21 protein-coding genes and 1 pseudogene are annotated in these 24,960 nt (G+C 75.3%); 4 read left to right on the top strand and 18 right to left on the bottom strand.

What is annotated here, in order from left to right:
* The 4 genes from H6H00_RS12690 to H6H00_RS12675 are packed head-to-tail and all read right to left on the bottom strand — an operon-like array spanning position 1 to position 2,981.
* Complete coding sequence (locus H6H00_RS12690) at positions 1-1,329, bottom strand: DUF2252 domain-containing protein (RefSeq protein ID WP_185721460.1); 1,329 nt, start codon at positions 1,327-1,329, stop codon at positions 1-3.
* Complete coding sequence (locus H6H00_RS12685) at positions 1,326-1,877, bottom strand: carboxymuconolactone decarboxylase family protein (protein WP_255425717.1); 552 nt, start codon at positions 1,875-1,877, stop codon at positions 1,326-1,328. The genes H6H00_RS12690 and H6H00_RS12685 overlap by 4 nt, the downstream gene beginning before the upstream one ends.
* The gene (locus tag H6H00_RS12680) at positions 1,855-2,136 is read right to left on the bottom strand and encodes a DUF3017 domain-containing protein (protein ID WP_255425716.1); all 282 of its coding nucleotides are present in this window, start codon (positions 2,134-2,136) and stop codon (positions 1,855-1,857) included. Before H6H00_RS12680 ends, H6H00_RS12685 begins: the two co-directional genes overlap by 23 nt.
* Before the next feature lie 2 nt (positions 2,137-2,138).
* On the bottom strand, positions 2,139-2,981 hold the full coding sequence (locus tag H6H00_RS12675; protein WP_379539767.1) for a bifunctional methylenetetrahydrofolate dehydrogenase/methenyltetrahydrofolate cyclohydrolase: 843 nt from the start codon (positions 2,979-2,981) through the stop codon (positions 2,139-2,141).
* 191 nt (positions 2,982-3,172) lie between these two features.
* Here H6H00_RS12675 and H6H00_RS12670 point away from each other — a divergent pair, with 191 nt between their 5' ends.
* Positions 3,173-3,820 carry a GPR1/FUN34/YaaH family transporter gene (locus H6H00_RS12670; protein ID WP_185721458.1) on the top strand — a complete coding sequence of 216 codons (648 nt, stop codon included), beginning with the start codon at positions 3,173-3,175 and terminating at the stop codon, positions 3,818-3,820.
* An 89-nt stretch (positions 3,821-3,909) separates the two neighbouring features.
* Here the strand turns inward: H6H00_RS12670 and H6H00_RS12665 are convergent.
* A pseudogene (locus tag H6H00_RS12665) lies at positions 3,910-7,228 on the bottom strand (error-prone DNA polymerase).
* 105 nt (positions 7,229-7,333) lie between these two features.
* Between H6H00_RS12665 and H6H00_RS12660 the strand changes: the two are divergent.
* Complete coding sequence (locus H6H00_RS12660; RefSeq protein ID WP_185721457.1) at positions 7,334-7,789, top strand: hypothetical protein; 456 nt, start codon at positions 7,334-7,336, stop codon at positions 7,787-7,789.
* Here the strand turns inward: H6H00_RS12660 and H6H00_RS12655 are convergent.
* From H6H00_RS12655 to sucC, 11 genes are all read right to left on the bottom strand, one after another.
* Positions 7,776-8,108, bottom strand: a complete 333-nt coding sequence (locus tag H6H00_RS12655; RefSeq protein WP_185721456.1) for a thioredoxin family protein — start codon at positions 8,106-8,108, stop codon at positions 7,776-7,778. The genes H6H00_RS12660 and H6H00_RS12655 overlap by 14 nt on opposite strands.
* A complete protein-coding gene (locus tag H6H00_RS12650; RefSeq protein ID WP_185721455.1) occupies positions 8,105-8,506 on the bottom strand; it encodes a MerR family transcriptional regulator in 402 nt (133 codons plus the stop codon). Before H6H00_RS12650 ends, H6H00_RS12655 begins: the two co-directional genes overlap by 4 nt.
* A 10-nt stretch (positions 8,507-8,516) precedes the next feature.
* The gene (locus H6H00_RS12645) at positions 8,517-9,392 is read right to left on the bottom strand and encodes an NmrA family NAD(P)-binding protein (RefSeq protein ID WP_185721454.1); all 876 of its coding nucleotides are present in this window, start codon (positions 9,390-9,392) and stop codon (positions 8,517-8,519) included.
* 58 nt (positions 9,393-9,450) lie between these two features.
* Complete coding sequence (locus H6H00_RS32985; protein WP_185721453.1) at positions 9,451-11,349, bottom strand: DNA polymerase Y family protein; 1,899 nt, start codon at positions 11,347-11,349, stop codon at positions 9,451-9,453.
* On the bottom strand, positions 11,346-12,098 hold the full coding sequence (gene imuA', locus H6H00_RS12635) for a DnaE2-dependent mutagenesis accessory factor ImuA' (protein ID WP_185721452.1): 753 nt from the start codon (positions 12,096-12,098) through the stop codon (positions 11,346-11,348). The genes H6H00_RS32985 and imuA' overlap by 4 nt, the downstream gene beginning before the upstream one ends.
* A 215-nt stretch (positions 12,099-12,313) precedes the next feature.
* Positions 12,314-13,867: a bifunctional phosphoribosylaminoimidazolecarboxamide formyltransferase/IMP cyclohydrolase gene (purH, locus tag H6H00_RS12630; RefSeq protein WP_185721451.1), complete on the bottom strand. Its 1,554-nt coding sequence runs from the start codon at positions 13,865-13,867 to the stop codon at positions 12,314-12,316.
* Positions 13,864-14,496 (bottom strand): phosphoribosylglycinamide formyltransferase, encoded by a 633-nt coding sequence (gene purN, locus H6H00_RS12625; RefSeq protein WP_255425715.1) that lies wholly within the window; start codon positions 14,494-14,496, stop codon positions 13,864-13,866. The genes purH and purN overlap by 4 nt, the downstream gene beginning before the upstream one ends.
* Before the next feature lie 89 nt (positions 14,497-14,585).
* Complete coding sequence (locus tag H6H00_RS32685; RefSeq protein WP_185721450.1) at positions 14,586-16,598, bottom strand: cell division protein PerM; 2,013 nt, start codon at positions 16,596-16,598, stop codon at positions 14,586-14,588.
* A gap of 77 nt (positions 16,599-16,675) precedes the next feature.
* Positions 16,676-17,662, bottom strand: a complete 987-nt coding sequence (locus H6H00_RS12615) for a DUF5336 domain-containing protein (RefSeq protein ID WP_185721449.1) — start codon at positions 17,660-17,662, stop codon at positions 16,676-16,678.
* 143 nt (positions 17,663-17,805) lie between these two features.
* On the bottom strand, positions 17,806-18,693 hold the full coding sequence (gene sucD / locus H6H00_RS12610; RefSeq protein WP_185721448.1) for a succinate--CoA ligase subunit alpha: 888 nt from the start codon (positions 18,691-18,693) through the stop codon (positions 17,806-17,808).
* Between the two features lie 3 nt (positions 18,694-18,696).
* Entirely contained in the window at positions 18,697-19,869 is a 1,173-nt protein-coding gene (gene sucC / locus H6H00_RS12605; protein ID WP_185721447.1) for an ADP-forming succinate--CoA ligase subunit beta, read from the bottom strand.
* A gap of 212 nt (positions 19,870-20,081) precedes the next feature.
* On the opposite strand from sucC, the gene H6H00_RS12600 reads away from it, so the two are divergent.
* The gene (locus tag H6H00_RS12600; protein ID WP_185721446.1) at positions 20,082-21,044 is read left to right on the top strand and encodes an alpha/beta fold hydrolase; all 963 of its coding nucleotides are present in this window, start codon (positions 20,082-20,084) and stop codon (positions 21,042-21,044) included.
* Positions 21,045-21,239: 195 nt separating this feature from the next.
* Complete coding sequence (locus tag H6H00_RS12595; RefSeq protein WP_255425714.1) at positions 21,240-22,091, top strand: M23 family metallopeptidase; 852 nt, start codon at positions 21,240-21,242, stop codon at positions 22,089-22,091.
* Here the strand turns inward: H6H00_RS12595 and H6H00_RS12590 are convergent.
* Both H6H00_RS12590 and pcrA read right to left on the bottom strand, forming a co-directional pair.
* On the bottom strand, positions 22,085-22,414 hold the full coding sequence (locus H6H00_RS12590) for a hypothetical protein (protein ID WP_185721445.1): 330 nt from the start codon (positions 22,412-22,414) through the stop codon (positions 22,085-22,087). The genes H6H00_RS12595 and H6H00_RS12590 overlap by 7 nt on opposite strands.
* A 7-nt stretch (positions 22,415-22,421) precedes the next feature.
* On the bottom strand, positions 22,422-24,791 hold the full coding sequence (gene pcrA, locus H6H00_RS12585; protein ID WP_185721444.1) for a DNA helicase PcrA: 2,370 nt from the start codon (positions 24,789-24,791) through the stop codon (positions 22,422-22,424).
* Between the last annotated feature and the right edge of the window lie 169 nt (positions 24,792-24,960).

The raw sequence follows: 24,960 nt of genomic DNA, 5'->3' as shown, positions 1-24,960 counted from the left end.
TCAGCCGAGCTGGCCCGTCGAGGCGACCCCGGGGATCGCCCCGCCCCGGAACGCCTCGACGAACAGGGCGTGGTCCTCGCGGACGCGGGCGGCGTAGGAGTGGGCGAACTCGACGACCCAGTCGGCGAACTCCCCCTCCCGCCCGTCGAGGACGGCGAGGATGGCGTCCTCGGTCTGGAACGGGACCAGGGTGTGGTCGGCGTCGGAGTCGGCGACGCAGTGCACCTTCGCCGTCGCCCGGCCCAGGTACTCCACGACGGGCAGGATCTCGTCGGGCTCGGTGAGGTTGCTCCAGTCGAGGTCGTTCTCGTACGGGGAGACCTCGCTGACGACGAACCCGACGCCGTCGAGGTCGGTCCAGCCCAGCAGCCGGTCGGCGTGGGCCTGCAGCGCCCGCTGCGACACCGCGGTGCGGTGCCCGTGGTGCCGGAACGCCGCGGCGATCTCCGGGTCGGTCACGACCCGCGACGGCGCCGCGACGTTGCCCTGCTTCATCGACACGACGACGTCGTTGTCGAGCGCCTCGTTGAGCCCCTCGATCAGCACGGTGTAGGCGGGGAGCCCGGCGCTGCCGATGCCGAACCCGGAGCGGCCGATCACGTCCTTCACCGTGTAGGCGACGCCGCGGAACCGCTTGGACTCCGGGATCGAGTCGAGGTAGCGGGTGAACGCGTCGACGACCTTCGCCCGCTCGTCGTCGTCGAGGCGGCGCACGCCGGGCCCGTCGCGCAGGATCCGGTCGAAGCCCTCCGCCTCGGTGATGTCGTCGAGCAGCTCCACCCGGGTGCGCAGCCGCGCGAGCTGCAGGACCTGGTGGATCGCCCCCTCCGCGGTGCGCAGGTTCAGCGCGAAGCTCCGGTCGTCGTCGGACTCGACGAACGTGCGCACCTGGTCGACGTAGCCGCGCACGAAGCCCCGGACGAGCTCGGTGATGTCGTCGTCGGAGATCGCCTTGCGCCAGCCCATCAGCGCCATGCTCGCCGCGAACCGCAGCACGTCCCAGGTGAAGTGCCCGACGTAGGCCTCGTCGAAGTCGTTGACGTCGAAGATCAGGACGCCGTCGCCGTCCATGTAGGTGCCGAAGTTCTCCGCGTGCAGGTCGCCCTGGATCCACACCCGGCTCGTCTGCTCGTTCGCCCACGGGTCGTCCTGCTCGGCGACGTCGGCGTAGAACAGGCAGGCGCTGCCGCGGTAGAACGCGAACGGGTCGGCGGCCATCTTGCGGAACTTCGTCCGGAACGCGGCGGGGTTCGCGGCCATGAGGTCGTCGAAGGCGTCGACCAGCGTGTCGACGATGCGCGCCGAACGGGTGGTGGAGGCGTCGGTCATGTGCAGAACGTAGCGGGTGGGGCCCCGTCCGGGAGGGGCACGCGCAGAACCCTCAGCTGCATCGCCAGCAGCGCGTAGTACCCGACGACGGTGGTCAGCTCGACGGCCCCGGCCTCGCCCAGCGCGTCGACGGTGCGGGACCAGGCGTCGTCGGTGAGGTCGCCGGTGCCGAGCAGCTCGTCGACGGCGGCCACGGCGACACGCTCGGCGTGCGGGTCGACGACCTCCAGCGCGGCCGCGACCGGGGCGTGCGCGTGCCACTCGTAGGCGCTGCGGTGGTGGGCGGCCACACGCAGGATCGCCAGCTCGCGGACCCGGTCGGGCAGCACGCCGGAGTACCGCAGCGCGGCGCCGAGCGCCTGCAGCGCGGTGCCGGACCGGGGCGCGCGGAGCATCGCGTCGAACGGGCCGTGCAGGGTGCCGTCGGGCGCGGTCTCGACCCGCCCGGCCGGGGTCATCAGGCGTTCGCGCAGCGCCCGCTGCTCGTCGTCGAGCTCGGCGGGGCGCAGCGGCGGCAGGCGCCGCTCAGGCGAGGGTGAGCTGGCCACGGGTGATCGTGATCGCGAGCAGGATCAGCACGACGCCCGGCACGACGTAGCAGACGACGTCGAGGACGCGGCTGCGGATCGCGAGCAGCCCGACCTCGTCCGGCGGGAGCGCGACCCGCAGCGTCGCGGCGACGAGCAGGGCGCCGCCCAGCAGCACCCCGCCCTGGCGCCAGTGCTCCATGAGCACGCGCACCATCCCCGCGGCGGCGATGAGCAGCACGAGCCCCGTCGGGGCCCACACCGGCAGGCGGGTGCGCACGCTCAGCCCCGGCCGGCCGCCTTCTCGGCCGCCTCCACGACGTTGGTCAGCAGCATCCCGCGGGTCATCGGCCCCACCCCGCCCGGCATCGGCGCGAGCAGGCCCGCGACCTCGGCGACCTCCGGGTCGACGTCGCCGACCAGGCCCAGCTCGGTGCGCGTGACGCCGACGTCGAGGACGGTGGCGCCCGGCGCCACCATGTCGGCGGTGATCAGCCCCTGCACGCCGGCCGCGGCGACCACGATGTCGGCCCGGCGCACCTCGGCGGCCAGGTCGCGGGTGCCGGTGTGGCACAGCGTGACCGTGGCGTTCTCCGCGCGGCGGGTGAGCAGCAGGCCCAGCGGGCGCCCGACCGTGACCCCGCGCCCGACGACGGTGACCCGCTTGCCCGGCAGCTCCACCCCGTAGCGCGAGCACAGCTCGACGATCCCGCGCGGCGTGCACGGCAGCGGCCCGGGCTCGCCCAGCACCAGCCGCCCGAGGTTGACCGGGTGCAGGCCGTCGGCGTCCTTGTCCGGGTCGACGCGCTCGAGGGCCGCGCCGGCGTCGAGCCCGCGGGGCAGCGGCAGCTGCACGATGAAGCCGGTGCACGCCGGGTCGGCGTTCAGCTCGTCGATGACCGCTTCGACCTGCGCCTGCGTGGCGTCGGCCGGGAGCTCTCGCTGGAACGAGGTGATCCCGACCTGTGCGCAGTCGCGGTGCTTGCCGCGCACGTAGGAGTGGGAGCCGGGGTCGTCGCCGACGAGCACCGTGCCGAGCCCCGGGGTGGCCCCCGCGGCCGTCAGCTTCTCGACGCGACCGCGCAGCTCGTCGAGGATCGAGGCCAGGGTCCCTCTGCCGTCCATCAGTCTCGCCGTCACGCGGCCATCATCCCAGACGGCCCGCGACCATGATCTCGGCACGGTCACGGTGTCTCATTCCGGTACAGGACGACCATCTGGCCGATCGGAGAGGTGTCTAATCCTGTGACGGCGCGCACAATCGGCGCTGTGACCGGCAAAGACGCCGGACGAGCCACCGACGAGAGGCATGGTCCATGAGTGTGGAGAGCGACGTCCAGTCCGGAGCGCACGCCGCCGCAGCGCCGGCCCCAGCAGCCCCAGCAGGCAACCCGGCGCTGCTGGGCCTTGCCACGTTCCTGCCCGGCGCCCTGTCCCTCGGCCTCTGGTTGGTCGGCTACCTTCCTGCCGCCGACGTGGGCGCCATCGTCCCGGCCGTGGTCTTCTCCAACGGCCTGTTCCTGCTGATCTCCTGCCTCTGGGCGGCGCGCCTGGGCGGGAGCGCGGTCGCCGCGATCTTCGGGACCTTCTCGGCCTTCTGGCTGAGCCTCGGGGTCATCCTGACGGCGATCACCAACGCCGGGGCCGAGGCCCCCGGGGTGCTGGGCCTCACCGCGACCAGCGCGGCGCTGCCCACCTACCTGCTGTCGTGGCTGATCGTCTTCGCCGCGCTGACGCTGGCCACGCTGCGCCTGCCGCTGGCCTTCACCGGTGGCTTCCTGTTCGTCACCATCGCGGTGGCGCTGGTGCTCGCGAACGTCCTCACCGGTGCGGCGATCTTCTCGACGCTCGCCGGCGTCTGCGTGTTCATCTTCTGCGCGATCTTCGCCTACATCTGGTTCGACGGGATGAGCCAGGAGCTCGGCGGCAAGGCCATGTCGATGGGCAACCCCATCCAGAAGTAGTCCGTCCAGGAACAGCCCGTCCAGAAGCAGCCCCGCGCTCGGCCCGGAGGCCCCCGCCGCACAGCCCGTGCGGCGGGGGCCTCCGTCGTTCACCGGAAGTCGCGGCTCTTCACCGGCACCGCCAGGTCGAGCCGCTGCAGCCGGTCGGCGACGAGGTTGAGCACCCCCTCCTCGCTGCGCTCCAGCCGCCCGCGCACCAGCAGCGCGGCGCTCCCGACCGCGACCGTGCGGTAGCGCGCCCACAGCCCCTCCGAGCAGGTGACGTTGAGCATCCCGCTCTCGTCCTCCAGGTTGAGGAACGTGACGCCCTTCGCCGTGGCCGGGCGCTGGCGGTGCGTGACGGCCCCGCCGACCAGCACGCGGGGCGGGCGGCGCTCCGGGTCGGTCGGGGCGTCGAGCGCGGCGAGCCGGTCGATGCGCAGCGCGCCGAGCCGGTCGAGCCGCTCGCGCAGGTGCTGCAGCGGGTGGCTGTCCGGGGAGACCCCGGTGGCCCAGACGTCGGCGACGGTGAGCTCGACGTCGGTCATGCCGGGCAGCGCGGGAGCGTCGAGCCCCACCGCGCTGCCCGGGAGCTGGTCGGGGCGCACCGACGCGACGACCCCGGCCGCCCACAGCGCGGAGCGCCGGTCCACCCCGAAGCACCCGAACGCCCCCGCCGTGGCCAGCGCCTCGGCCTGCGGCACGGTGAGCCGGACGCGGCGGGAGAGATCGGCGAGGTCGCGGAAGGGCCCGCGCAGGTCGCGCTCGGCGTCGATCAGCTCGGCGAGGTCGGCCCCGATCCCGCGGACCTCGGCGGTGCCCAGCCGGATCGCGAACCCCCCGTCGCTGCGCGGGTCGGGCTGCAGCAGCGCCTCGGACCGGCCGAGGTTGACGTCCGGCCCGCGGGCGAGCACGCCGTGCCGGCGGGCGTCGGCCACCAGCGACTGCGGCGAGTAGAACCCCATCGGCTGGGAGTTGAGCAGGGCCGCGCAGAACGCGGCCGGGTGGTACCGCTTGAACCAGGCGCTGTAGTAGACCAGCGACGCGAAGCTGATCGAGTGGCTCTCCGGGAAGCCGAAGTTGGCGAAGGCCAGCATCTTGGCGAAGATCCCGTCCGCGATATCCCCGGTGATCCCGTTGGCCGCCATGCCGTCGAAGAACCGCGCGCGCAGCTTCTCCATCTTCTCGGTGGAGCGCTTGGAGCCCATCGCGCGCCGCAGCTCGTCGGCGTCGCCGGGGGGTGAACCCGGCGACGTCGACCGCGACCTGCATGAGCTGCTCCTGGAACAGCGGCACGCCCAGGGTCTTGTCGAGCGCCCCCTTCAGCAGGTGGTGGTCGTGCTCCCACTCCGCGCCGTTGCGGCGGGCGATGTAGGGGTGCACCGAGCCGCCCTGGATGGGGCCGGGCCGGATCAGCGCGATCTCGACGACCAGGTCGTAGAACGTGCGCGGCTTGAGCCGGGGCAGCGTGGCCATCTGCGCGCGGGACTCCACCTGGAACACCCCGACGGAGTCGGCGCGGCACAGCATCGCGTAGACCTCGGGGTCGGTGGGCTGCAGCTCGTGCAGCTCGATCCTCCTCCCCGTGTGCTCGGCGACGAGGTCGATCATCAGGTGCAGCGCGGTGAGCATCCCCAGCCCGAGCAGGTCGAACTTGACGAGCCCGGCGTACGCGCAGTCGTCCTTGTCCCACTGCACGACGGTGCGGCCCTCCATCCGCGCCCACTCGACGGGCACCACCTCCGACACCGGCCGGTCGCAGATGACCATGCCCCCGGAGTGGATGCCGAGGTGGCGGGGGAAGCCGAGCAGCTGCCCGGCCAGCTCCCCGACCTGCTCGGGCATGCCCTCGACGACCGGCGCCCCGTTCCAGCGCTCGATCCGCTTGCTCCACGCGTCCTGCTGGCCGGGCGAGAACCCCAGCGCGCCCGCCATGTCGCGGACCGCCGACCGCGGCCGGTAGGTGATCACGTTGGCCACCTGCGCCGCGCGCCACCGACCGTGCGTGGCGTAGACGTACTGGATGACCTCCTCGCGGCGGCCGGACTCGATGTCGAGGTCGATGTCGGGGTAGCCCTCGCGCGCCGGGGACAGGAACCGCTCGAACAGCAGGCCCATCGCCACGGCGTCGACCGCGGTGATGCCCAGCGCGAAGCAGACCGCGGAGTTGGCGGCCGAGCCCCGGCCCTGGCAGAGGATGTCGGCGCGGCGGCAGAACTGCACGATGTCGTGGACGATCAGGAAGTAGCCGGGGAAGTTCTTCGCCTCGATGATCTCCAGCTCCCTCTCCACCGTGGCGACGGCCCGGGGGTACTCGGCGTGGCTGCCGTAGCGCCGGGCCACCCCGCGCCAGGTGAGCTGCCGCAGCCAGCTCGCCTCCGTCTGCCCCGGCGGCACCGGGAACGGCGGCAGGTCCGGGGCGACCAGGCGGATCGAGAACGCGCACGCCCGCCCGAACTCCGCCGCCCGCGCCACCGCGCCCGGGTACCGCGCGTCGAACCGGGCCGCCATCTCCGCCCCCGAGCGCAGGTGGGCGGTGCCTGCGGGGGGCAGCCAGCCGTCGATCTCGTCGAGGCTGCGCCGGGAGCGGACCGCGGCCAGCGCCGTGGCCAGCGGGAACCGCTCGGGCGTGGCGTAGTGGGCCGCCGTGGAGGCGATCGTGGGCAGGCCGGCGTCGCGGGCGAGCGCGGCCAGTGCGTCGTTGCGCTCGGAGTCGGTGGGCAGGCCGTGGTGGGTGAGCTCGACGGCGACCCCGTCCGCCCCGAACCACTCGGTGAGCCGGCGGAGCTCCTTCGCCGGGTCGCCGCCGGTCTCCAGCGCGCGCCGCACCGCGCCCTTGCGGCAGCCGGTCAGCGCGACCACGTGCCCCGCGGTCTCGGCCACGACCTCGTCGAGGTCGTAGACCGGGCGGCCCTTCTCCCTGCCCCGCAGCTGCGCCGCGCTGACCGAGCGGCACAGCGCGGCGTAGCCCTCGGGGTCCCGGGCGAGCAGCAGCAGGTGGCCGCCCTCCGGGTCGGCCACCCCGTTCTGCGGGGCGGAGAGGCCCAGGCTCAGCTCCGTGCCGAACACCGTCGGCATGCCCACCTCGGCCGCGGCCTCGGCGAAGCGCACCACGCCGTACATGCCGTCGTGGTCGGTGAGCGCCAGCGCGTCGAGGCCCAGGCGCGCCGCCTGCTCGACCAGCTCCTCGGGGTGGCTCGCGCCGTCGAGGAAGCTGAAGTTGGAGTGGCAGTGCAGCTCGGCGAACGGGACGCGCTCCTCCGGCCGCTCCAGGTCGGGCGGCGCGTACGGCCCGCGCTTGCGCGACCAGGCCGGTGAGTCGCCGCCGTCGGCCTCCGGGCCGCCGGTGAGGCTCGATCCGTCGCGCGTGCGCCCGGACAGCGCCGCCTCCAGCACCGACCACGGGACGTCCGGGTTGTTCCAGCCCATGCGCACAGTCGAACACACGTTCGATGATCGGCTCAACGTCACGCGCGCCACGTCTGCGTGGAACGACGGATGCCCGCACCGGGCCGGTGGGGACAGGCTGGCGGCGTGACCTCCTCCCCCGGCCCGGTGCTCGCCAGGGCCGTGGGTGCGGGAGTGGCGAACGGGGCGCTCGCCGGGACGCTGCTGCCGGTCGTCCTCGTGGTCGGCACCGTGCTGGGCGGCGGCGCCGACCGGGTCCCCCCGGACCTGCCGCTCGGCCTGCTCGCCCTCCTCCTGTACGGCTGCGCGGTCGGGGCGGTCGCGGGCGGCGCCGTCGGCACGGCGTTCGGGATCGGCCTCCTCCCGCTGCTCCCCCTGCTCCGCGGGGCCCCGCGGAGCAGGGTCGCGCTGCTGGGCGGGCTGCTCGGCCTGGCCGTCGCGGCCGCGGTCGCCGGCGTGCTGCACGCCGTGGGGACGAGCGGCGCCTGGTGGTGGATGTCCGGCGGCACCACCCTCGTGGCGGCCCCGGTCGTCGGCGCGTGGCGGGGGCCGTGGATCGTCGCCGGGCCTAGGGACCGGTGAGGACCGGCAGGTGCGGCTCGATCACCCGCAGCAGCGCCGCCTTCGGCCGGGCGCCGACGACCTGCGCCACCACCTCACCGTCGACGTAGAGGTTCAGCGTGGGCATCCCCATGACCCCGGCGGCGCGGGAGGCCAGCGGGTTCGCGTCGACGTCGAGCCGCGCGACGACGAGCCGACCCTCCTGCTCGGCCGCGATCTCGCGCAGCACCGGCTCGATCATCCGGCAGGGCGGGCACCAGTCGGCGGTGAAGTCGACGAGCACGGGGTGCGGCGCGCGCAGCACCAGCTCGTCGAACAGGGCGTCGGTCAGGGCGATCATCGGGGTCCCTCCGGCAGGTCGAGCGCGCACCGCGGTTCGGGGGCGCGGGCGAGCAGTGCGGCGTTCAGCTGCGCGTGCAGCTCCGCGCGGACGTCGTGCAGCCGGGCGAGGTAGGCGTCGACCTCGTCGAGCTTGGCCCGGTACACCGCGATCGAGTCCGGGCAGCTCCCGCCGGTGGCGTGCCCGGCGCGCAGGCACTCGACGAACGGGCGGGTCTCCTCCAGCGCGAACCCGAGCCCGACGAGCGTCCGGATCTCGGTGACGGCGCGCGCGTCGGCGTCGTCGTAGCGGCGGTGGCCGTGGCCGTCGCGCCGGGCGGGCAGCAGCCCGAGCGACTCGTAGTGGCGCAGCGTGCGGGTGCTGACGCCGACGCGCCGCCCCAGCTCCCCGATCCGCATGACGGCGACGCTAGACCCGTACGTCGACGTCAAGGCCAGCCCGGAGTTCGTCGTGCGCCCAGGCGGCGAGCGTCGTGGGGGTGGTCGTGGTGGCGTCGCGGGGCTGCTCAGGCACGAAGCCGTCGCGCAGGCCGGTGGACATCCCCATGACCGCGTCGACCTGCCGCTCGCCCAGCCCGGCCCCGCGCAGCATCCCGCGCATCTCCCCGTCCGGGACGCGCTCGGCGCGCAGCGGACGGCCGGTGGCCCGCGCGACGACCGCGGCGGCCCGCTCCCAGCTCAGGTCCTCGGGGCCGTGCACCGCCTGCACGCGCCGCCCGGTCCAGCCCGCGAGCAGGCGGTGGACGGCGACCTCCGCGATGTCGCGCGGCGCGACCCAGGGCATCGGGCGGTCGACGGGCAGCACCACCGGCACGACGTCGGAGAGGGGCTGCAGGAGCAGGTTGGTGAAGAAGTAGCCGCAGCGCAGGTGCAGCACGGGCGCGCCGGTGGCGTCGAGGAGCTCCTCGACGCGGGCGAGCCCGTCGATCTCCCCGGCCCCGTGGCGCAGCTCGGCGCCGACGCTGCTCTGGAACACGGTGCGGCCGATGCCGTTCTCGGTGACGGCGCGGGCCGCGTGCGCACCGAGACGGGCGTGGTCGGCGACCGGGTCGTCGCCCGTGTCGGAGGGGTTCACCCAGTACAGGGCGTCGACCCCCCTCGTCGCGGCGACGACCGCGTCGGCGTCGCCGAGGTCGACCCGGACGGTGTCGACGTGGCCGCGCACGGCCCCGGGCAGCCGCGCGGGGTCGCGCAGCAGGGCGAGCGGGCGCAGGCCGGCGCGCACCAGCATCGCGACGACGTGCCGGCCGACGTGACCGGTCGGGGTGGTGACGGCGATCCGCATGTCCGGCACACTGCCCGCCGTCCCTGACAGCTGCGGTCAGTGATTCCCGGTCGGGGATTCAGTCGTAGACCCCGACGACCCACCACCGCCCCCCGCGGTGGGCCAGCAGCAGCGCCGTGCCGTCGTCGAGGGCGAGCTGCATCCGGCTGACCGGCTCGGCGCCCGCCCACCAGCGCTGCTCCAGCGGCCACGGGCCGCCCCACCCCCGCACCTCGCGGACCGGGCCGCGGTCGACCGCGACCCGGTGCGGCGCCGCGGTGAGCCGGTCGGGGGCGGCGAGCCCCACCGGGGCGCCGTCGACGTCGACCGGCTCCACCGGCAGCGGCTCGACGGGCACCGTCGCCGGGGACGGGGCCGGCACCCGCCCCGGCCACGACGGCGGCGGTTCCGGGACCGCGGAGCGACCGATCGGCGCCGACCGCGCGGCCGGGCGGCGGCGCGCGTTGCCGGGGCGGGGGTGCCCGCCCTCGGGACGGTCGACCGCGCTCACCCGCCCGGTGGCGCGCAGCACGTCGTCGGGCCAGCCCGCGGGCGCCCGGTGCGGCCCGCCGTCGCCGGGGGGCGCCCCCCACGTCCACGCCCCGGACTCGTCCGGCCCCGGGACCGACCCCGCACCCGCCGCCGACCCGGCCCCGGCCCCGACACCGGCCCCGACCTCCCGCCCGGCGCCCCGGTCCCGGTCCGTCGTCCCGCCCGACCCGGAACGTCCTCCGGACCGCGCGGCACGGGCGGGGGCCCGGGTCGTCGGGACGGCGGGCTCCCGCTCGTCGCCCCAGGGCACCAGCCGCACCTGCTCCGCGGGGTCGCGCCCGCCGGCGAGCACCGCGGTGACCACGCCGTCGGGCCCGAGCAGCGCCTGCACCCGCACCATCGCCCGCCCGGCCCGTGCGTCGGCCTCCCCGACCTCGCCCCACAGCCCGAGCTGCAGCGCCCCCGCCGTGACCGTCTCCTCCGGCGTCAGCCGCAGCCACCCCACCGCACCCGCGTTGCCGCGCGCGAGCCAGGCGTCGAGCTGCCAGCGGACGCGGTCGACGGTGCCGGACGGGGTGAGCGGCTCGGCGCAGCGCCAGATCCGGTGCAGCACCTCCCCTCCCGTGGTGCGTGCCGCGATCCCGAGCCGGGTGCACGACAGCCCGTGCCCGGCCAGCGCGGCGTGCAGCTGCTCGGCGAGCCCGCGGGCGGCGAACGCGGCGGCGTCGACGCGGTCGACCGGCGGGTCCAGCTCGATCTCGACGGCCAGCTCCTCGGGCGGGCGCCTGCGCAGCGGCGGGCGCGGGTCGAGACCGCGGGCGAGGCGGTGCGCGAGCACGGCGTCGGCGCCGAACCGGGAGGCGACGTCGTCGGCGTCGAGCGCCCCGAACGCGCCGAGGCTGCGCAGGCCGAGGCGGCGCAGGAGGTCGACGAGGTCGGCGCGCCCGGCGTCGGGCTCGCGGTCGAGCTCCTCCACGCCGAGCGGGGCGAGGAACGGCGGCGTGTCGCCGGGCCCCACCGCCAGCCCGCGCCGGGCCGCGAGGACCGCGGCGAACAGCCCGTCGGCCACCCCGACCTGGGACTCGACGCCCGTGCGCGCGGCCACCTGGTCGACCAGCCGCTCCGCCGCGGCGAGCTCGGAGCCGAACCAGCCGACCGGGCCCCGCGCGGGCATCGCCAGCAGCCCCGGCCGGACGATCTCGACGCCCGGCGCCAACTCCTCCACCGCGACGACGACGGGCTCGAACGCGCGCGCGTCGCGGTCGGGGTCGCGGGCCAGCACCACCAGCTCGGGGCAGCGCGCCTGCGCCTCGCGACGGTTCAGCCCGCGCCGGACCCCGTGCGCGCGGGCCACCGCCGAGCACGCCAGCACCCGGTTGGCCACCACCACCGCCGCGGGCCGGTGCGACGCCACCCCCTCCGCGCGGGCGGCCGCGGTGACCGGCCAGTCCGGCGACCACAGCGCCAGCACCCGCACCGTCCTCATCCCGCCACCGCGGCGACCCGCTCCGGCACGACCACCTCGGGCGGGCCGCCGACGCCCCCGCCGTCGGTCGGCAGCAGCAGCCGTCCGGCCCGCCCCGGACCGAGCCCCTTCCCCCGCAGCTCCACCCGCAGCCGCCGCGCGCACAGCCGCCCGGACCCGCCCTCCAGCCCCTGCCACTGCGCGTCGGCGCAGCTCAGCTCGACGTCGGCGCCCGGCCACGGCCCCAGCGCGAGCAGCACCGCACCGCGCTGGCGGGCCCGGGCCGCGAGCCGCTGCCGGTCGGCCGCCCGCACCCCGCCGCCCGCCACCGCGACGACGTCCATCCCGTCGAGCAGGGCCACCGTGACGGCGAGCAGGTCGCGGCCCGGACGCGGCACGAGCGCGAGCCGGTCGAGCCGCACGCCCGCCTCGGACGCGGCGACCAGCCCGAGCTCCGGACGTCCGACGACCCCCACCCACGCCCCCTCCGCCGACGCCTCGGCGACCAGCGCCAGCAGCAGCGAGGTGGACCCCGGGCCGCCCAGCACCGCCACCGAGGACCCCCGGCGCAGCCCGCCGGCCGGCAGCAACCGGGCCAGCGGACCGGCCACCGGCAGCACCCGCCCGTCGGCCTCCGGTCCCGCGACGGGCCGGACACCGGCGGCCCGGTCCTCCAGGCCGCGCAGCACCCCGCGGGCCAGCTCCAACCGGCTCGCGACGTCGGCCCGGGGCTCGCCCCCGGGCACGCCTCGGACAGCGGCCTCGGCCACGGCATGCCTCCCCGTCACGGTGTCGCGCCACTCGCGCCGGGGGGAAGTCGGCGTGCTCGAACGTCTGTTCGAATCCTACCGGCGGCGGCGACACCGTTCAAGAGGGGTCACCCGGGTGCGGGACGGCCCGGTCCTGCGCGGTCGGTCACGCGGCCGAGCCCCGGGCCGCCCGCGCGGCGCGGACAGCAGCCGGTCGCCGCCGGCGCGCCGCGGGCTCAGTGCGCGAAGTGGCGGGTGCCGGTGAGGTAGAGGGTGACGCCCGCGGCCTCCGCGGCCGCGGTGACCTCCGGGTCGCGCACCGATCCACCGGGCTGCACGACCGCGCGGACCCCGGCCTCCAGGAGCACCTCGAGCCCGTCCGGGAAGGGGAAGAAGGCGTCGGACGCGGCCACCGAGCCGCGGGCCCGGTCGCCGGCGCGGGTGACCGCGAGCCGGGCCGCGTCGACCCGGTTGACCTGCCCCATCCCCACTCCGACGGCCGCCCCGCCGGAGGCGAGCAGGATCGCGTTCGACTTCACCGACCGGCAGGCCCGCCACGCGAACGCCAGGTCGGCGAGGACCTCCTCGGAGGCCGCATCGCCGGTGGCGAGGGTCCAGGACGCCGGGTCGTCGCCGGGGGCGTCGATCGCGTCGCGCTGCTGCAGCAGCAGCCCGCCGGTGATCGGCCGCAGCTCCGCACCGGTGCGCGACGGGGCCTCCGGGAGGCGCAGCACGCGCACGTTCTTCTTGCGCGTCAGCACCTCCAGTGCGCCGTCGGCGTAGGACGGGGCGAGGACGACCTCGGTGAAGATCTCCGCGACCTGCTCGGCCATCTCGACGCTGACCTCGCCGTTCGTGGCGATCACCCCGCCGAACGCGCTGACGGGGTCGGTGGCGTGGGCCTTGCGGTGGGCGTCGGCGACGTCGGTGCCGACCGCGATCCCGCACGGGTTGGCGTGCTTGATCACCGCGACGCACGCGGCGTCGCCGTGGTCGTGCGCCGCGCGCCAGGCCGCGTCGGCGTCGACGTAGTTGTTGTAGGACATCTCCTTGCCGTGCAGCTGCTCCGCCGCCGCGAGGCCCGGGCCGCCGGAGACGTAGAGCGCGGCGGCCTGGTGCGGGTTCTCGCCGTAGCGCAGGGTCGCCGACCGCTCCCAGCTCGCGCCGGCCCAGGACGGGAAGATGCCGCCGTCGGGGTCGGGGGCCAGCACGCTGCCCATCCAGGACGCCACCGCGACGTCGTAGGTGGCGGTGTGCCGGAACGCGTCGGCGGCGAGGAAGCGGCGGTCCTCCAGGGAGAACCCGCCGTTCTTCAGCTGTTCGATCACCCACTCGTAGCGGGACGGGTCGACGACGACGGCCACGCTGTCGTGGTTCTTCGCCGACGCGCGCACCATCGCGGGCCCGCCGATGTCGATCTGCTCGACGCACTCGGCCGGGGTCGCGCCGGAGGCGACCGTCTCGGTGAACGGGTAGAGGTTCGACACGAGCAGGTCGAACGGGGCGATCCCCAGCTCGGTGAGCTGCGCGAGGTGCTCGGGCTTGCGGGTGTCGGCGAGCAGGCCGGCGTGCACCCGCGGGTGCAGCGTCTTGACCCGCCCGTCGAGGCACTCCGGGAACCCGGTCAGCTGCTCGACGGGCGTGACCGGCACGCCCGCGTCGGCGATGCGCTGCGCGGTGGACCCGGTGGACACGATCTCCACCCCGAGCGCGTGCAGCCCGGTGGCCAGCTCCAGCAGGCCCGCCTTGTCGTAGACGCTGATCAGCGCGCGCTTCACGGGCCTTCTCACGGGATGGTCACCTCTCGTCCGGTCACGGTGGCCCCGTGTCGGGCCAGCGCGGCGACGGTGCCCACGAGCAACCGCCGCTCCTCGATCTTGATGCGTTCGTGCAGCGTGTCGACGGTGTCGCCGTCCTCGATCGGCACCGCGGCCTGCGCGAGCACCGGCCCGGTGTCCATGCCCTCGTCGACGAGGTGGACGGTGGCGCCGGTGACCTTCACGCCGTAGGCCAGCGCGTCGGCCACGCCGTGGACGCCGGGGAACGACGGCAGCAGCGCCGGGTGGGTGTTGACGACGGGCACGCCGACCCCGGACAGGAAGGCCGGCCCGAGGATCTTCATGAACCCGGCGCTGACGACGAGGTCGGGGCGGTGCGCGGCCACGGTCGTCGCCAGTGCGGTGTCCCAGGCGGCCCGGTCGGGGTGGTCGGCGACGCGGAGCACGAAGGTCGGGACGCCGGAGCGCTCGGCGCGGGCGAGCCCCTCGATGCCGGGCCGGTCGGCGCCGACGGCCACCACCTGCACCCCCGCGTCGAGCAGGGCCTGCAGCAGGGTGCCGGACCCGGAGACCAGCACGACGACGCGGGCCGGGTCCGCGATCTCGATCCTGCGTGGCGCAGGACTCGGCGACACGGACACGCAGGGGCTCCTCGCGCTCGGCGGTCATCGGCGGGACCCGCCCAGCCTAGGCGGCGGCGCAGGTCACACCGATGCCGGAGCCCCCGGCGTCAGTCCGACGGCCCCTCGTCCGCCTGCTCGCGGGCCGCCCGCTCGGCGGCCTCCCGCGCCCGCAGCGCCACCAGCTCGCCGACCGTGCGCGGGGCCGGGGTCGCGTCGGGCCCTCCGGGTGGCGTGACCGCGGGGCGGTCGGGAGCCGGGGCGCGGCCGGCCCGCTCCGGCTCGACCGCACCCTCGTCCGTCCGGGCGGCGCGGGAGCGCTCGCGGATGCCCCGGCGGTCGCGGACGGGGGGTCGCTGGCGGGTGATCCGGTCGACGGCCCGGGGCCGGGCGGGCGCTCCGGACCCGGCGGGTGCCGCGGCCGCGGGGGTTCCGTCGCCGACCGCGTCGGGAGCGGCGTCGGGGAGCTCCCGCGGGGCGGGGTCCGGGGCGGCGGGCGCCCGATCGGCGGGCGCCCGGTCGGCAGGCGCGGCAGCGGGTGCGGCGGCGGGTGCGGCGGCGGGTGCGGCGGCGGCGTCCGGCTCGGTCACGTCCGGCTCGTCGACGTCCACGGCGTCGGCGGGCGCAGCCGTACCGGTGTCGGAAGCGCGGGCGGTGTCGGAAACGGGATCGGGGTCGGGGTCGGCAACGCGATCGGGGTCGGGGGCGGGCTCGGCGGCGGGACCCGACTCGCCGACCGTCACCGCGACGTCCTCGTCCGGCTCCGCCGCCTCCGCACCGTCGTCCTGCGCAGCGTCGTCCGGGTGGGCGTCGTCCGGGTGGGCGTCGTCCGGGTGGGCGTCGTCCGGGTGGGCCGCGTCCGGGTGGGCCGCGTCCGGGGAGGCGGCGACCGGCGCCGCGGCGACGGGCTCCGCCGCCTCGTCGACGTAGTCGTCCTCGTACTCGTACGGGTCCTCCCCCGGCGCCCGGCCCTTCCCCAGGAACACCACGAGCAGGGCGGGCACGCCGACCAGCAGCAGCACCGACGGCACCAGCAGCTCCACCGGGATCCGGACCGGGTCGTACGGGCCCGCCGCGAGCCGGCCACCGGCGAGCGCCCCGAGCAGCCCGACGACCGCGGCGGCCCCGGCGACCCCCACCCCGGCGACCGGCAGCGCGTCGTCGCCGGAGCGGCGGGCCACCGTCCCGGTCAGCACGCCGACGGCGACGGGCCCGGCGAGCACGAGCGCGGCCCACGCCGGGGGCGATCCGGCGGGCAGCGCGGCGAGCAGCGGGAACACCGACGGCTCCCCCGCGGTCACGCCGAACGGCGACACCGCGGCGGTCCCGACGGTGAACCCGGGTCCCGCGACCCAGGACAGCCCGCCGACCACCGCGTTCGGCAGGTAGGCCAGCGCGAGCAGCGTGACGCCGACCCCGGCGCCGAGGTCCGGGGCCAGGTCGGCGTAGGCCTCGCCGACGTCGGGGGCCCCGAGCAGCAGGCCGGCGAACAGCGCGAGCGCGCCGAGCGCGAGGAGGCCGGTGAGCGCGACGGCCCCGGTCCGCACGGCGTCGGCGGCCCAGGCCGGGATCCGGTGGTCGCCGGGGCGGCCGCACACCCGCCCGACCCCGATCGTCGCGGCCCCTCCCGCGACCAGCCCGGACGAGACGAGCGCCGCCCACGGCGCCGCCGCCACCTCCGCGGCCCGGGGCAGCAGCGCGCTGCCCAGCACGGCGACGGCGGAGTGGGCGCCGGCGAACGTCGCGAGCACCGCGCCCGCGTCGGTCCGCCACCGCCCGCCGAGCCGGCGCACGGCCCATCCCGCACCGGCGGCGACCACCCCGACCACGACCGCCGTCGACAGCAGCGGCAGCACGCTGAGCGGCTGGCCGCCGAGCACGAGGGGGATCAGGTGGGCCGCGAGCCACAGCGGGATCGCCGCGGCGAACGCGCCGTCGAGCGAGATGCCGGCCCCGGCGGTGAGCACCACCGCCGCCGCGGCCGGCACCAGCAGCGCGTAGCTGACGATGACCGTGCCCATCGCGCCCGCCATCAGGACGCGGAGCCGGTCGAACCCGTCGGCGTCGGGCCGCGCGACGACCTCACCCGGCTCGTGATCGGGGGCGTCGAGGGTGCGAGTCACCCCAGCAGGGTCGCAGCGCGGCCCGCGCGGATCGAGCAGGCGCGCGGAGGTCCGGCCGGGTGATTCGGCCGGGTGGATCAGCCGGGCTTGGACTGCTCGCCCGGCGTGATGAAGCGCGTCTCCTCGACGCGGTCCTGGCCGGGCTCGGCCGGCTGCTCACCGGCGGCGTGGGCGCCCTCCGCCGGCGTGACCGGCGATCCGGACGCCGGGGTGCTGGCCGACGACGACACGTCGGGCGCGGGGGCCGACGACGGCGCCGCCGAACCGGACCCGCTGTACCAGCCCTGACCGGCCTCGGGGGCGGCCGAGCCCGGCGTGGCCATCGACGTCGTGGCCTCCGAGCCCTGGCCCGGGTCGGCGGGCTGCTGTCCGGGCGCGCCGTAGCCGGTCGGGTAGCCGGGGCCGCCGTAGCCCGCGGCCTGGGCGTAGCCCGGCGCGTAGCCGGGCTGCCCGGTCGACTGGGCCCCCGACGGCTGCCCGCCGGGCTGCTGGCCGTAGCCGGGCTGGCCGCCGTACTGCCCGCCGTAGCCGGACTGCTGGCCGTACGCGGGCGGCTGCTGCCCGTACCCGCCGTACTGGCCGCCGTATCCGGGCTGCTGGCCGTAGCCGCCGTACTGGCCGTAGCCGGGCGGCGTGGCCGGGCGGGGCGCGGGCGCCTTGATGATGCCGGCGTCCATCAGCATCGCGCCCGCGGCCAGCGCGAGCGCGACGAAGGACAGGACGAGGCCGACGATGAGGACCGCGCCGGGGCCGTCGCCGAACTCCTGGCCCGCCGTGCCCGTGACGGCCTGCAGCAGCTGCAGCGTGCCGGTCGCGAGCAGCACCACGGCGGGGACCAGCACGCGCCCGACCTTCGGCAGCACCGCGGCGCCGGCCAGCAGGCCGCCGCCGATCACGAGCGCGCCGGCCAGGCTGCCGGTGAACGTGAACTCGTCGAAGAAGCCGAGGATGTAGATCACCACCACGAGCGCGGCGGCGCCGAGCGCGAGCAGGCGCGCCGGTCCGGGCGCGAGCTGGTGGGTCTTCGGTGCGGCCGTCGTGGTCGACTCGGGCTGCTGCGTCATCGTCAGGTGCTCCCCTCCGTGCGGACTCCCGCGGTCCGGCGTACGGGCGTGCCGAACGCTAGACCATCGGGCCCGGGTGCCGTCCCCGGACGCGAAGAGCCGCGCCCCGGTCCGGGGCGCGGCTCTGCGCGGAACGGGTGCGGCTACAGGCCCGCGACGATCTCCCGCATCAGGTCGGCGGTCTCGCTCGGCGTCTTGCCGACCTTGACCCCGGCGGCCTCGAGGGCCTCCTTCTTCGCCTGCGCGGTGCCCGCCGAGCCGGAGACGATGGCGCCGGCGTGGCCCATCGTCTTGCCCTCGGGGGCGGTGAAGCCCGCGACGTAGCCGACGACCGGCTTCGTCACGTTGGCCTTGATGTAGGCCGCCGCGCGCTCCTCCGCGTCGCCGCCGATCTCGCCGATCATGACGATCGCGGCGGTCTCGGGGTCGGCCTCGAAGGCCTCGAGCGCGTCGATGTGCGTGGTGCCGATGACCGGGTCGCCGCCGATGCCGATGGCGGTGGAGAAGCCGATCTCGCGCAGCTCGTACATCATCTGGTAGGTCAGCGTGCCCGACTTCGACACCAGCCCGATCTTGCCGGGGCCCGCGATGTCGGCCGGGATGATGCCGGCGTTGGACTTCCCGGGGGAGATGATCCCGGGGCAGTTCGGGCCGATGATGCGCGTCTTGTTGCCCTTGGCCACCGCGTGCGCCCAGAAGTAGGCGGAGTCGTGCACCGGCACGCCCTCGGTGATGATCACCAGCAGCGGGATCTCGGCGTCGATCGCCTCGATGACGGCGTCCTTGGTGAACTTCGGCGGCACGAAGGCGACGCTGACGTCGGCGCCGGTCTCCTTCATCGCCTCCTCGACGGTGCCGAACACCGGCAGCGTCTTCCCGCCGATCTCGACGGTGGTGCCCGCCTTGCGCGCGTTCACGCCGCCGACGATGTTCGTGCCCGCCGCGAGCATCTTGGTGGAGTGCTTGGTGCCCTCACCACCGGTGATGCCCTGGACGATGACCTTGCTGTTCTCGTTGAGGAAGATCGACATGTCTCAGGCCCCCGCCGCTGCGAGCTCGGCGGCCTTGTCGGCCGCGTTGTCCATCGTGTCCACCTGCGTGACCAGCGGGTGGTTGGCGTCGTCGAGGATCCTGCGCCCCTCGACGACGTTGTTGCCGTCCAGCCGGACGACCAGCGGCTTGGTCGCGCCGTCGCCCAGGATCTTCAGCGCCTCGACGATGCCGTTGGCCACCGCGTCGCACGCGGTGATGCCGCCGAAGACGTTGACGAAGACCGACTTGACGTCGGGGTCGCCCAGGATGACGTCCAGGCCGTCGGCCATGACCTGCGCCGAGGCGCCGCCGCCGATGTCGAGGAAGTTGGCGGGCTTGACGCCGCCGTGCTTCTCGCCCGCGTACGCGACGACGTCGAGGGTGCTCATGACGAGGCCCGCGCCGTTGCCGATGATCCCGACCTGGCCGTCCTCGAGCTTGACGTAGTTGAGGCCCTTGGCCTTCGCCTTGGCCTCGAGCGGGTTCTCGGTGCGCTCGTCGACCAGCGCCGCGTGCTCGGGGTGCCGGAAGCCGGCGTTCTCGTCGAGGGTGACCTTGCCGTCGAGCGCGATGACCCTGTCCTGCGGGTCGCGCACCAGCGGGTTGACCTCGACGAGCGTGGCGTCCTCGGAGACGAAGGTCTCCCACAGCTTCACGATCACGTCGGCGGCCTCGTCGGCCACGACGGCCGGGTACTTGGCGGCGGCGACGATCTCGGCGGCCTTCGCGCGGTCGACGCCCGCGATCGCGTCGATCGGGATGCGCGCGAGCGCGTCGGGGCGCTCCACGGCGAGCTGCTCGATCTCCATGCCGCCCTCGGCACTCGCCATCGCGAGGAAGGTGCGGTTGGAGCGGTCGAGCAGGAAGGAGAAGTAGTACTCCTCCGCGATGTCGCTGGCCGTGGTCACGAGCACGCGGTGCACCGTGTGGCCCTTGATGTCGAGGCCGAGGATGTCGGTGGCCTTCTCGGCCGCCTCGTCCGGGGTCTTCGCGAGCTTGACGCCACCGGCCTTGCCGCGGCCACCCGTCTTGACCTGCGCCTTGACGACGACCGCGGTACCCAGCTCGGCCGCGGCGGCCTTGGCGTCCTCGACGTTCTCGACGGTCTTCCCCGGAAGCACCGGGACACCGTGCGCGGCGAAGAGGTCCTTCGCCTGGTACTCGTAGAGATCCATGGGCTGTCCCGCTCCCTCATCTGTCACGACGCTGTGCGTGCGAGCCGCTCTCCGGCTCGCGGAAAGTCTGCTGCGACGACCCTAGCGACGCCGGGCGCAGGTGCCCTGACCTGCCCCGGTGACCGCTGTCACCCCCGATCGGACCGGGGCGTCCCGCACGGTGTGTCAATCGGGGACAGCGCGACCGCGGCGGCTGGCCTACCGTCGGGTACATGGCGCTGTTCCGCGAGGGACTCGACCGCCTGGCGTCGGCCGCCGGGACGGTCGGCCGGGCCGCGGCCGAGGTCGGCCGGGCGGGCGCCTACACCGCACGCACCTTCGGCAGCCCCGCCGGCCTGCGCGGCCTGGCCGTCGAGTGGGCCTGGCTCGCCGCGCACATGGCGGTGTACCCGGCCGGGCTCGTCCACGAGACGTTCGTGGCCGCGGGCGACGGCTACCGCACCGACACCCTGCCCCCCGAGCGGCGCGGCCGGCTCGTCGAGGACGTCGAGGGCGCGGGCTACCCGGTCCTGCTGGTGCACGGGATCATGGACAACCGCTCGGTGTTCACGGTGTTCCGCCGCGCGCTGCGGCGCCGCGGCTTCGGCACGGTGCACGCGGTGAACTACAGCCTGTTCACCGGCGACGTGCGCACCGCGGCCCACGAGCTGCGCGGGCACGTCGAGCGGCTGCGCGAGCTCACCGGCGCCGAGCACGTGCACATCGTGGGGCACTCGCTCGGCGGCATGATCGCCCGCTACTACGTGCAGCGGCTCGGCGGCTCCGACGTCGTCGACACCCTGGTCACCCTGGGCAGCCCGCACACCGGCACGCTCAGCGCCTACCTGATGCCCACGCCGCTGGCGGCGCAGCTGCGGCCGGGATCGGAGCTGCTGACGGAGCTCGCGGAGCCCGCACCCGGCTGCCCCACCCGGTTCCTGGTGGTGTGGAGCCGGATGGACCAGATGATCGTCCCGCAGCGCAACGCGCGCCTCGCGCACGACGACCTGCACGTCGAACACCTGGAGTTGCGTGACGTCGGTCACCTTTCGCTCCCGATCGACCCACGATCGGTGCACTGGGTGGTCAGCGCACTCGCCCGATCGGACCATCGCCGTCACCCGTTCCGTCGAGGTCAGGGCCTCGATCGGCGCCGGACGACCACGTACGGCGAGCGCTCGTCTCCCGCGTCCTGAGCTCCGATACCCGGACGCCGACACGCCGCCACCCGATTTGCCTACGGCGCGTGACCACCGCTACGTTTCGCCCGTCCGCATCACGGACCGGTCACGACGGCAGCCGAGCACCCCCCGAGGTGCCCGACGGGTTCCCCAGCCCACGCCGACCGGCTCACGACGCGGGCACCCCACATCCGTCGAGAAGGGCAGGTCGTGGCGCGCCATCGCTCCCCCAGCGGCGCACCGGACCACCTCAGCGACGCGACCACGCCGCTGCGCGTCGTCGCCGTCCCCGGGGTGCACCGGTTGCCCGCGCCACCCACCGCGTCCCTCCGCGGCCGCGTGACGGTCGCCGCCGTGGCCACCGGAGCCGTCGTCGCGGCGGGCCAGACCGCCGTCGAGCCCCTGCTCGAGGCCACCGAGGCCCCGCCCGTCGCGCTGAGCGCGCTGGTGCCCGTCGCCGAGGTGAGCACCGCCTCCTTCGCGGTCGACGCCATCGGCGGTGACCAGCTGCTCCCCGAGTCGCTGTCGGTCGCCGGGCTCGACGCCGAGTCCGCCGTCGACGTCGAGAACCTCACGAAGGCCGTGGAGATCGGTCAGGAGCTGGCCCGCCGCGACGCGATCCTGACCTCCGCGCTGTCCTTCGGCGCCCCGCTCGCCCACGTCGTCGGCGACCGGGCGTTCGTGCAGCCCGCGCTGGGCCGCTTCACCTCGGGCTTCGGCGGCCGCTGGGGCACCTCGCACAACGGCATCGACATCGCCAACGCCATCGGCACCCCGATCTACGCGGTCACCGACGGCGTCGTCGAGAAGTCCGGGCCGGCGTCGGGCTTCGGGCTGTGGGTGGTGCTGCGGCACCCCGACGGCAGCAAGTCGGTCTACGGCCACATCAACCGCTCGCTCGTGCAGGTGGGCCAGGAGGTCTCGGCCGGCCAGCAGATCGCCGAGCTCGGCAACCGCGGCTTCTCCACCGGGCCGCACCTGCACTTCGAGATCCACGACGCGAACGACAACCCGATGAACCCGCGTCCCTGGCTCGACCAGCACGGCATCGACGGCTACTGAGCCCGGGCCCGCGCCTCCCGCGCGTACGCCGGCCAGTCCTGCTCGGGCCCCAGCACCAGCCACGCGCGCATCGCGCGGCCGTGGCCGTCGTCGAACGGCGCGCCCACGCCCGCGTCGATCAGCTCCGCCGCGCGCGCGGCATCGAGCTTGACGACGAACCGCCCGAAGACGTCGAGCATCGCGAAGATCGACCCGCCGGTGCGCAGCGCGGTGGACCCGAACCCGCGGGCCCCCGGCCGGGGCGGCTCGACGTGCGGGTCGTCCTCGAACGCCGCGACGACGGCGGCGTAGCGCTCGGCGGCGTCCCCCGGGTCGGCGTCCACGGCGGGCCTACAGCTTCTGCAGCGGCACGCCGCCGATGAGCATGAGCCGGACCGTTCCGGCGCTGCCGAAGTCGATGGTGACGGTGGCCCGCGCCCCCGTGCCGTCGGACGCCGTGACGGTGCCGAGGCCGTACTTGTCGTGGTTGACGCGGTCGCCGACGTCGAGGCTCAGGGTGGGCGCCATCGACGCCTTCGGGACGTTCCAGCTGCCCCGGTCGGTGGCCGTGCTGCGGCGCCCGAAGCCGAACCGGCCCACCGGCGCCGACCGCTCCGGCTCCGAGCGGCGCCAGTCGACCAGCGTGTCGGGCACCTCGGCGAGGAACCGCGACGCCGGGTTGGCGTTGGGCTGGCCGAACGCCGAGCGGATCATGGCCCGGGACAGGTAGAGCCGCTGCCGCGCCCGCGTGATGCCGACGTAGGCCAGCCGCCGCTCCTCCGCCAACTCCGCCGGGTCGCCCATGGCCCGCATGTGCGGGAACACGCCGTCCTCCCAGCCGGTGAGGAACACGACGGGGAACTCCAGCCCCTTCGCCGTGTGCAGCGTCATCAGGGTGACCATGCCCTGGTCGTCGTCGGGGATGGAGTCGGCGTCGGCGACGAGCGCCACCCGCTCCAGGAACGCGGCGAGCGACCCCGGGTCCGGGACGCCGGGCTCCGGCAGGCCCCCGTCGAAACCAGCTGGGTCGAACTCGGGCGCGACCGCGGCGTCGGCCACCGCGGCGTCGCCGGCGAACTCGCGCGCGACCGTGACCAGCTCGGCGAGGTTGTCGAGCCGGGAGCCGTCCTGCGGGTCCTCGCTGGCCTCCAGCTCGGCGGTGTAGCCGGTCTTCGCGTAGACGGCCTCCAGCAGCTCCGCGGTCTCCTCGCCGCGCTCCACCAGCTCGCCCAGCTCGTCGAGGATCCGGACGAACCCGGCGATGGCCCGCTGCGAGCGCGTGACCAGGCCGGGCACCCTGCCGGGGTCCTCCGCGGCGACGCGCAGGGCCGTGGCGAAGGAGATCCGCTCGCGGTCGGCGTAGGAGGCGACCATCTCCTCGGCCCGCTCGCCGATCCCCCGCTTCGGGACGTTGAGGATGCGCCGCAGGCTCACCGTGTCGTCGGGGTTGGACAGGACCCGCAGGTACGCGAGCGCGTCGCGCACCTCCATCCGCTCGTAGAACCGCACCCCGCCGACGATCTTGTAGGCCATCCCGACCCGGGCGAACACGCCCTCGAACACCCGCGACTGGGAGTTGGTGCGGTAGAAGACGGCGATGTCGGAGTTGCGGTACTCCCCGGTGTCGACGAGCCGGTCGATCTCCTGCGCGACGAACGCGGCCTCGTCGTGCTCGTTGTCGGCGACGTAGCCGACGACCTTCTCCCCGTCGCCCGCCTCGGACCACAGGCGCTTGTCGCGGCGGTCGGGGTTGCGGGCGATGACGGTGTTGGCCGCGGTGAGGATCGTCTGCGTGGAGCGGTAGTTCTGCTCCAGCAGGATCGTGCGGGCGTCGGGGAAGTCCTTCTCGAACTCCACGATGTTGCGGATGTTGGCGCCGCGGAAGGCGTAGATCGACTGGTCGGAGTCGCCGACCACGCACAGCTCGGCGGGCTGCGCACCCTCGACCGCCGGCGCCACCAGCGCCCGGACCAGCGCGTACTGCGCGTGGTTGGTGTCCTGGTACTCGTCGACGAGCACGTGCCGGAACCGGCGCCGGTAGTACTCCGCGACGGCGGGCAGCCGCTCCAGCAGCGAGACCGTCTCCATGATCAGGTCGTCGAAGTCGAACGCGTTGGCCGTGCGCAGCCGCGCCTGGTAGACGCCGTAGACCTCGGCGACCCTGCGCTCGAACTCGTTCGTGGCCCGCTCGGCGGCGTCGTCGGCGGAGAGCAGCTCGTTCTTGAGGTTGGAGATCTGCGCCCCGACCGCGCGGGGCGCGTACTTCTTCGGGTCCAGCTCCAGGTCGCGCGTGACCATCCCGACGAGCCGGCGCGTGTCGTCGGCGTCGTAGACGGAGAACGCGCTGCGCACGCCCAGGTGCTGGGCCTCGCGCCGCAGGATCCGCACGCACATCGAGTGGAACGTGGACACCCACATCGCGTTGCCGCGGCGCCCGACCAGCGCGTCGACCCGCTCCTTCATCTCGGCCGCCGCCTTGTTGGTGAAGGTGATCGACATGACCTCGCCGGGGTGCACGTCGCGCTCGGCGAGCAGCCACGCGATGCGGTGCGTGAGGACCCGCGTCTTGCCCGACCCCGCCCCGGCGACGATCAGCAGCGGCGACCCGGCGTGCACGACGGCCTCGCGCTGGCGCGGGTTGAGCCCCTCCAGCAGGGCCGCACCCCGCTTCGTGCGGGGTGTGGTGACGGTGGTCTGGGGCAGTTCGAACAGCGCGCTCATCGTGTCGAACAGGCTACCGCCGCCCCCCGACGGCGCCCCGCTGTGGCACACTCCGACGGTGCGATCGCAGAGCTGGCGATTTTCCTACGGGTACCGGATTCCGGTGCCCGTGGCAGCTCTGCGCTGACCGACCACGAGCCCCGGTGTCCACGTGACCCGGGGCTCCTTC

The organism is Pseudonocardia petroleophila, assembly GCF_014235185.1.
Lineage (GTDB): Bacteria > Actinomycetota > Actinomycetes > Mycobacteriales > Pseudonocardiaceae > Pseudonocardia > Pseudonocardia petroleophila.
This window is presented reverse-complemented; position numbering and strand designations above follow the sequence as displayed.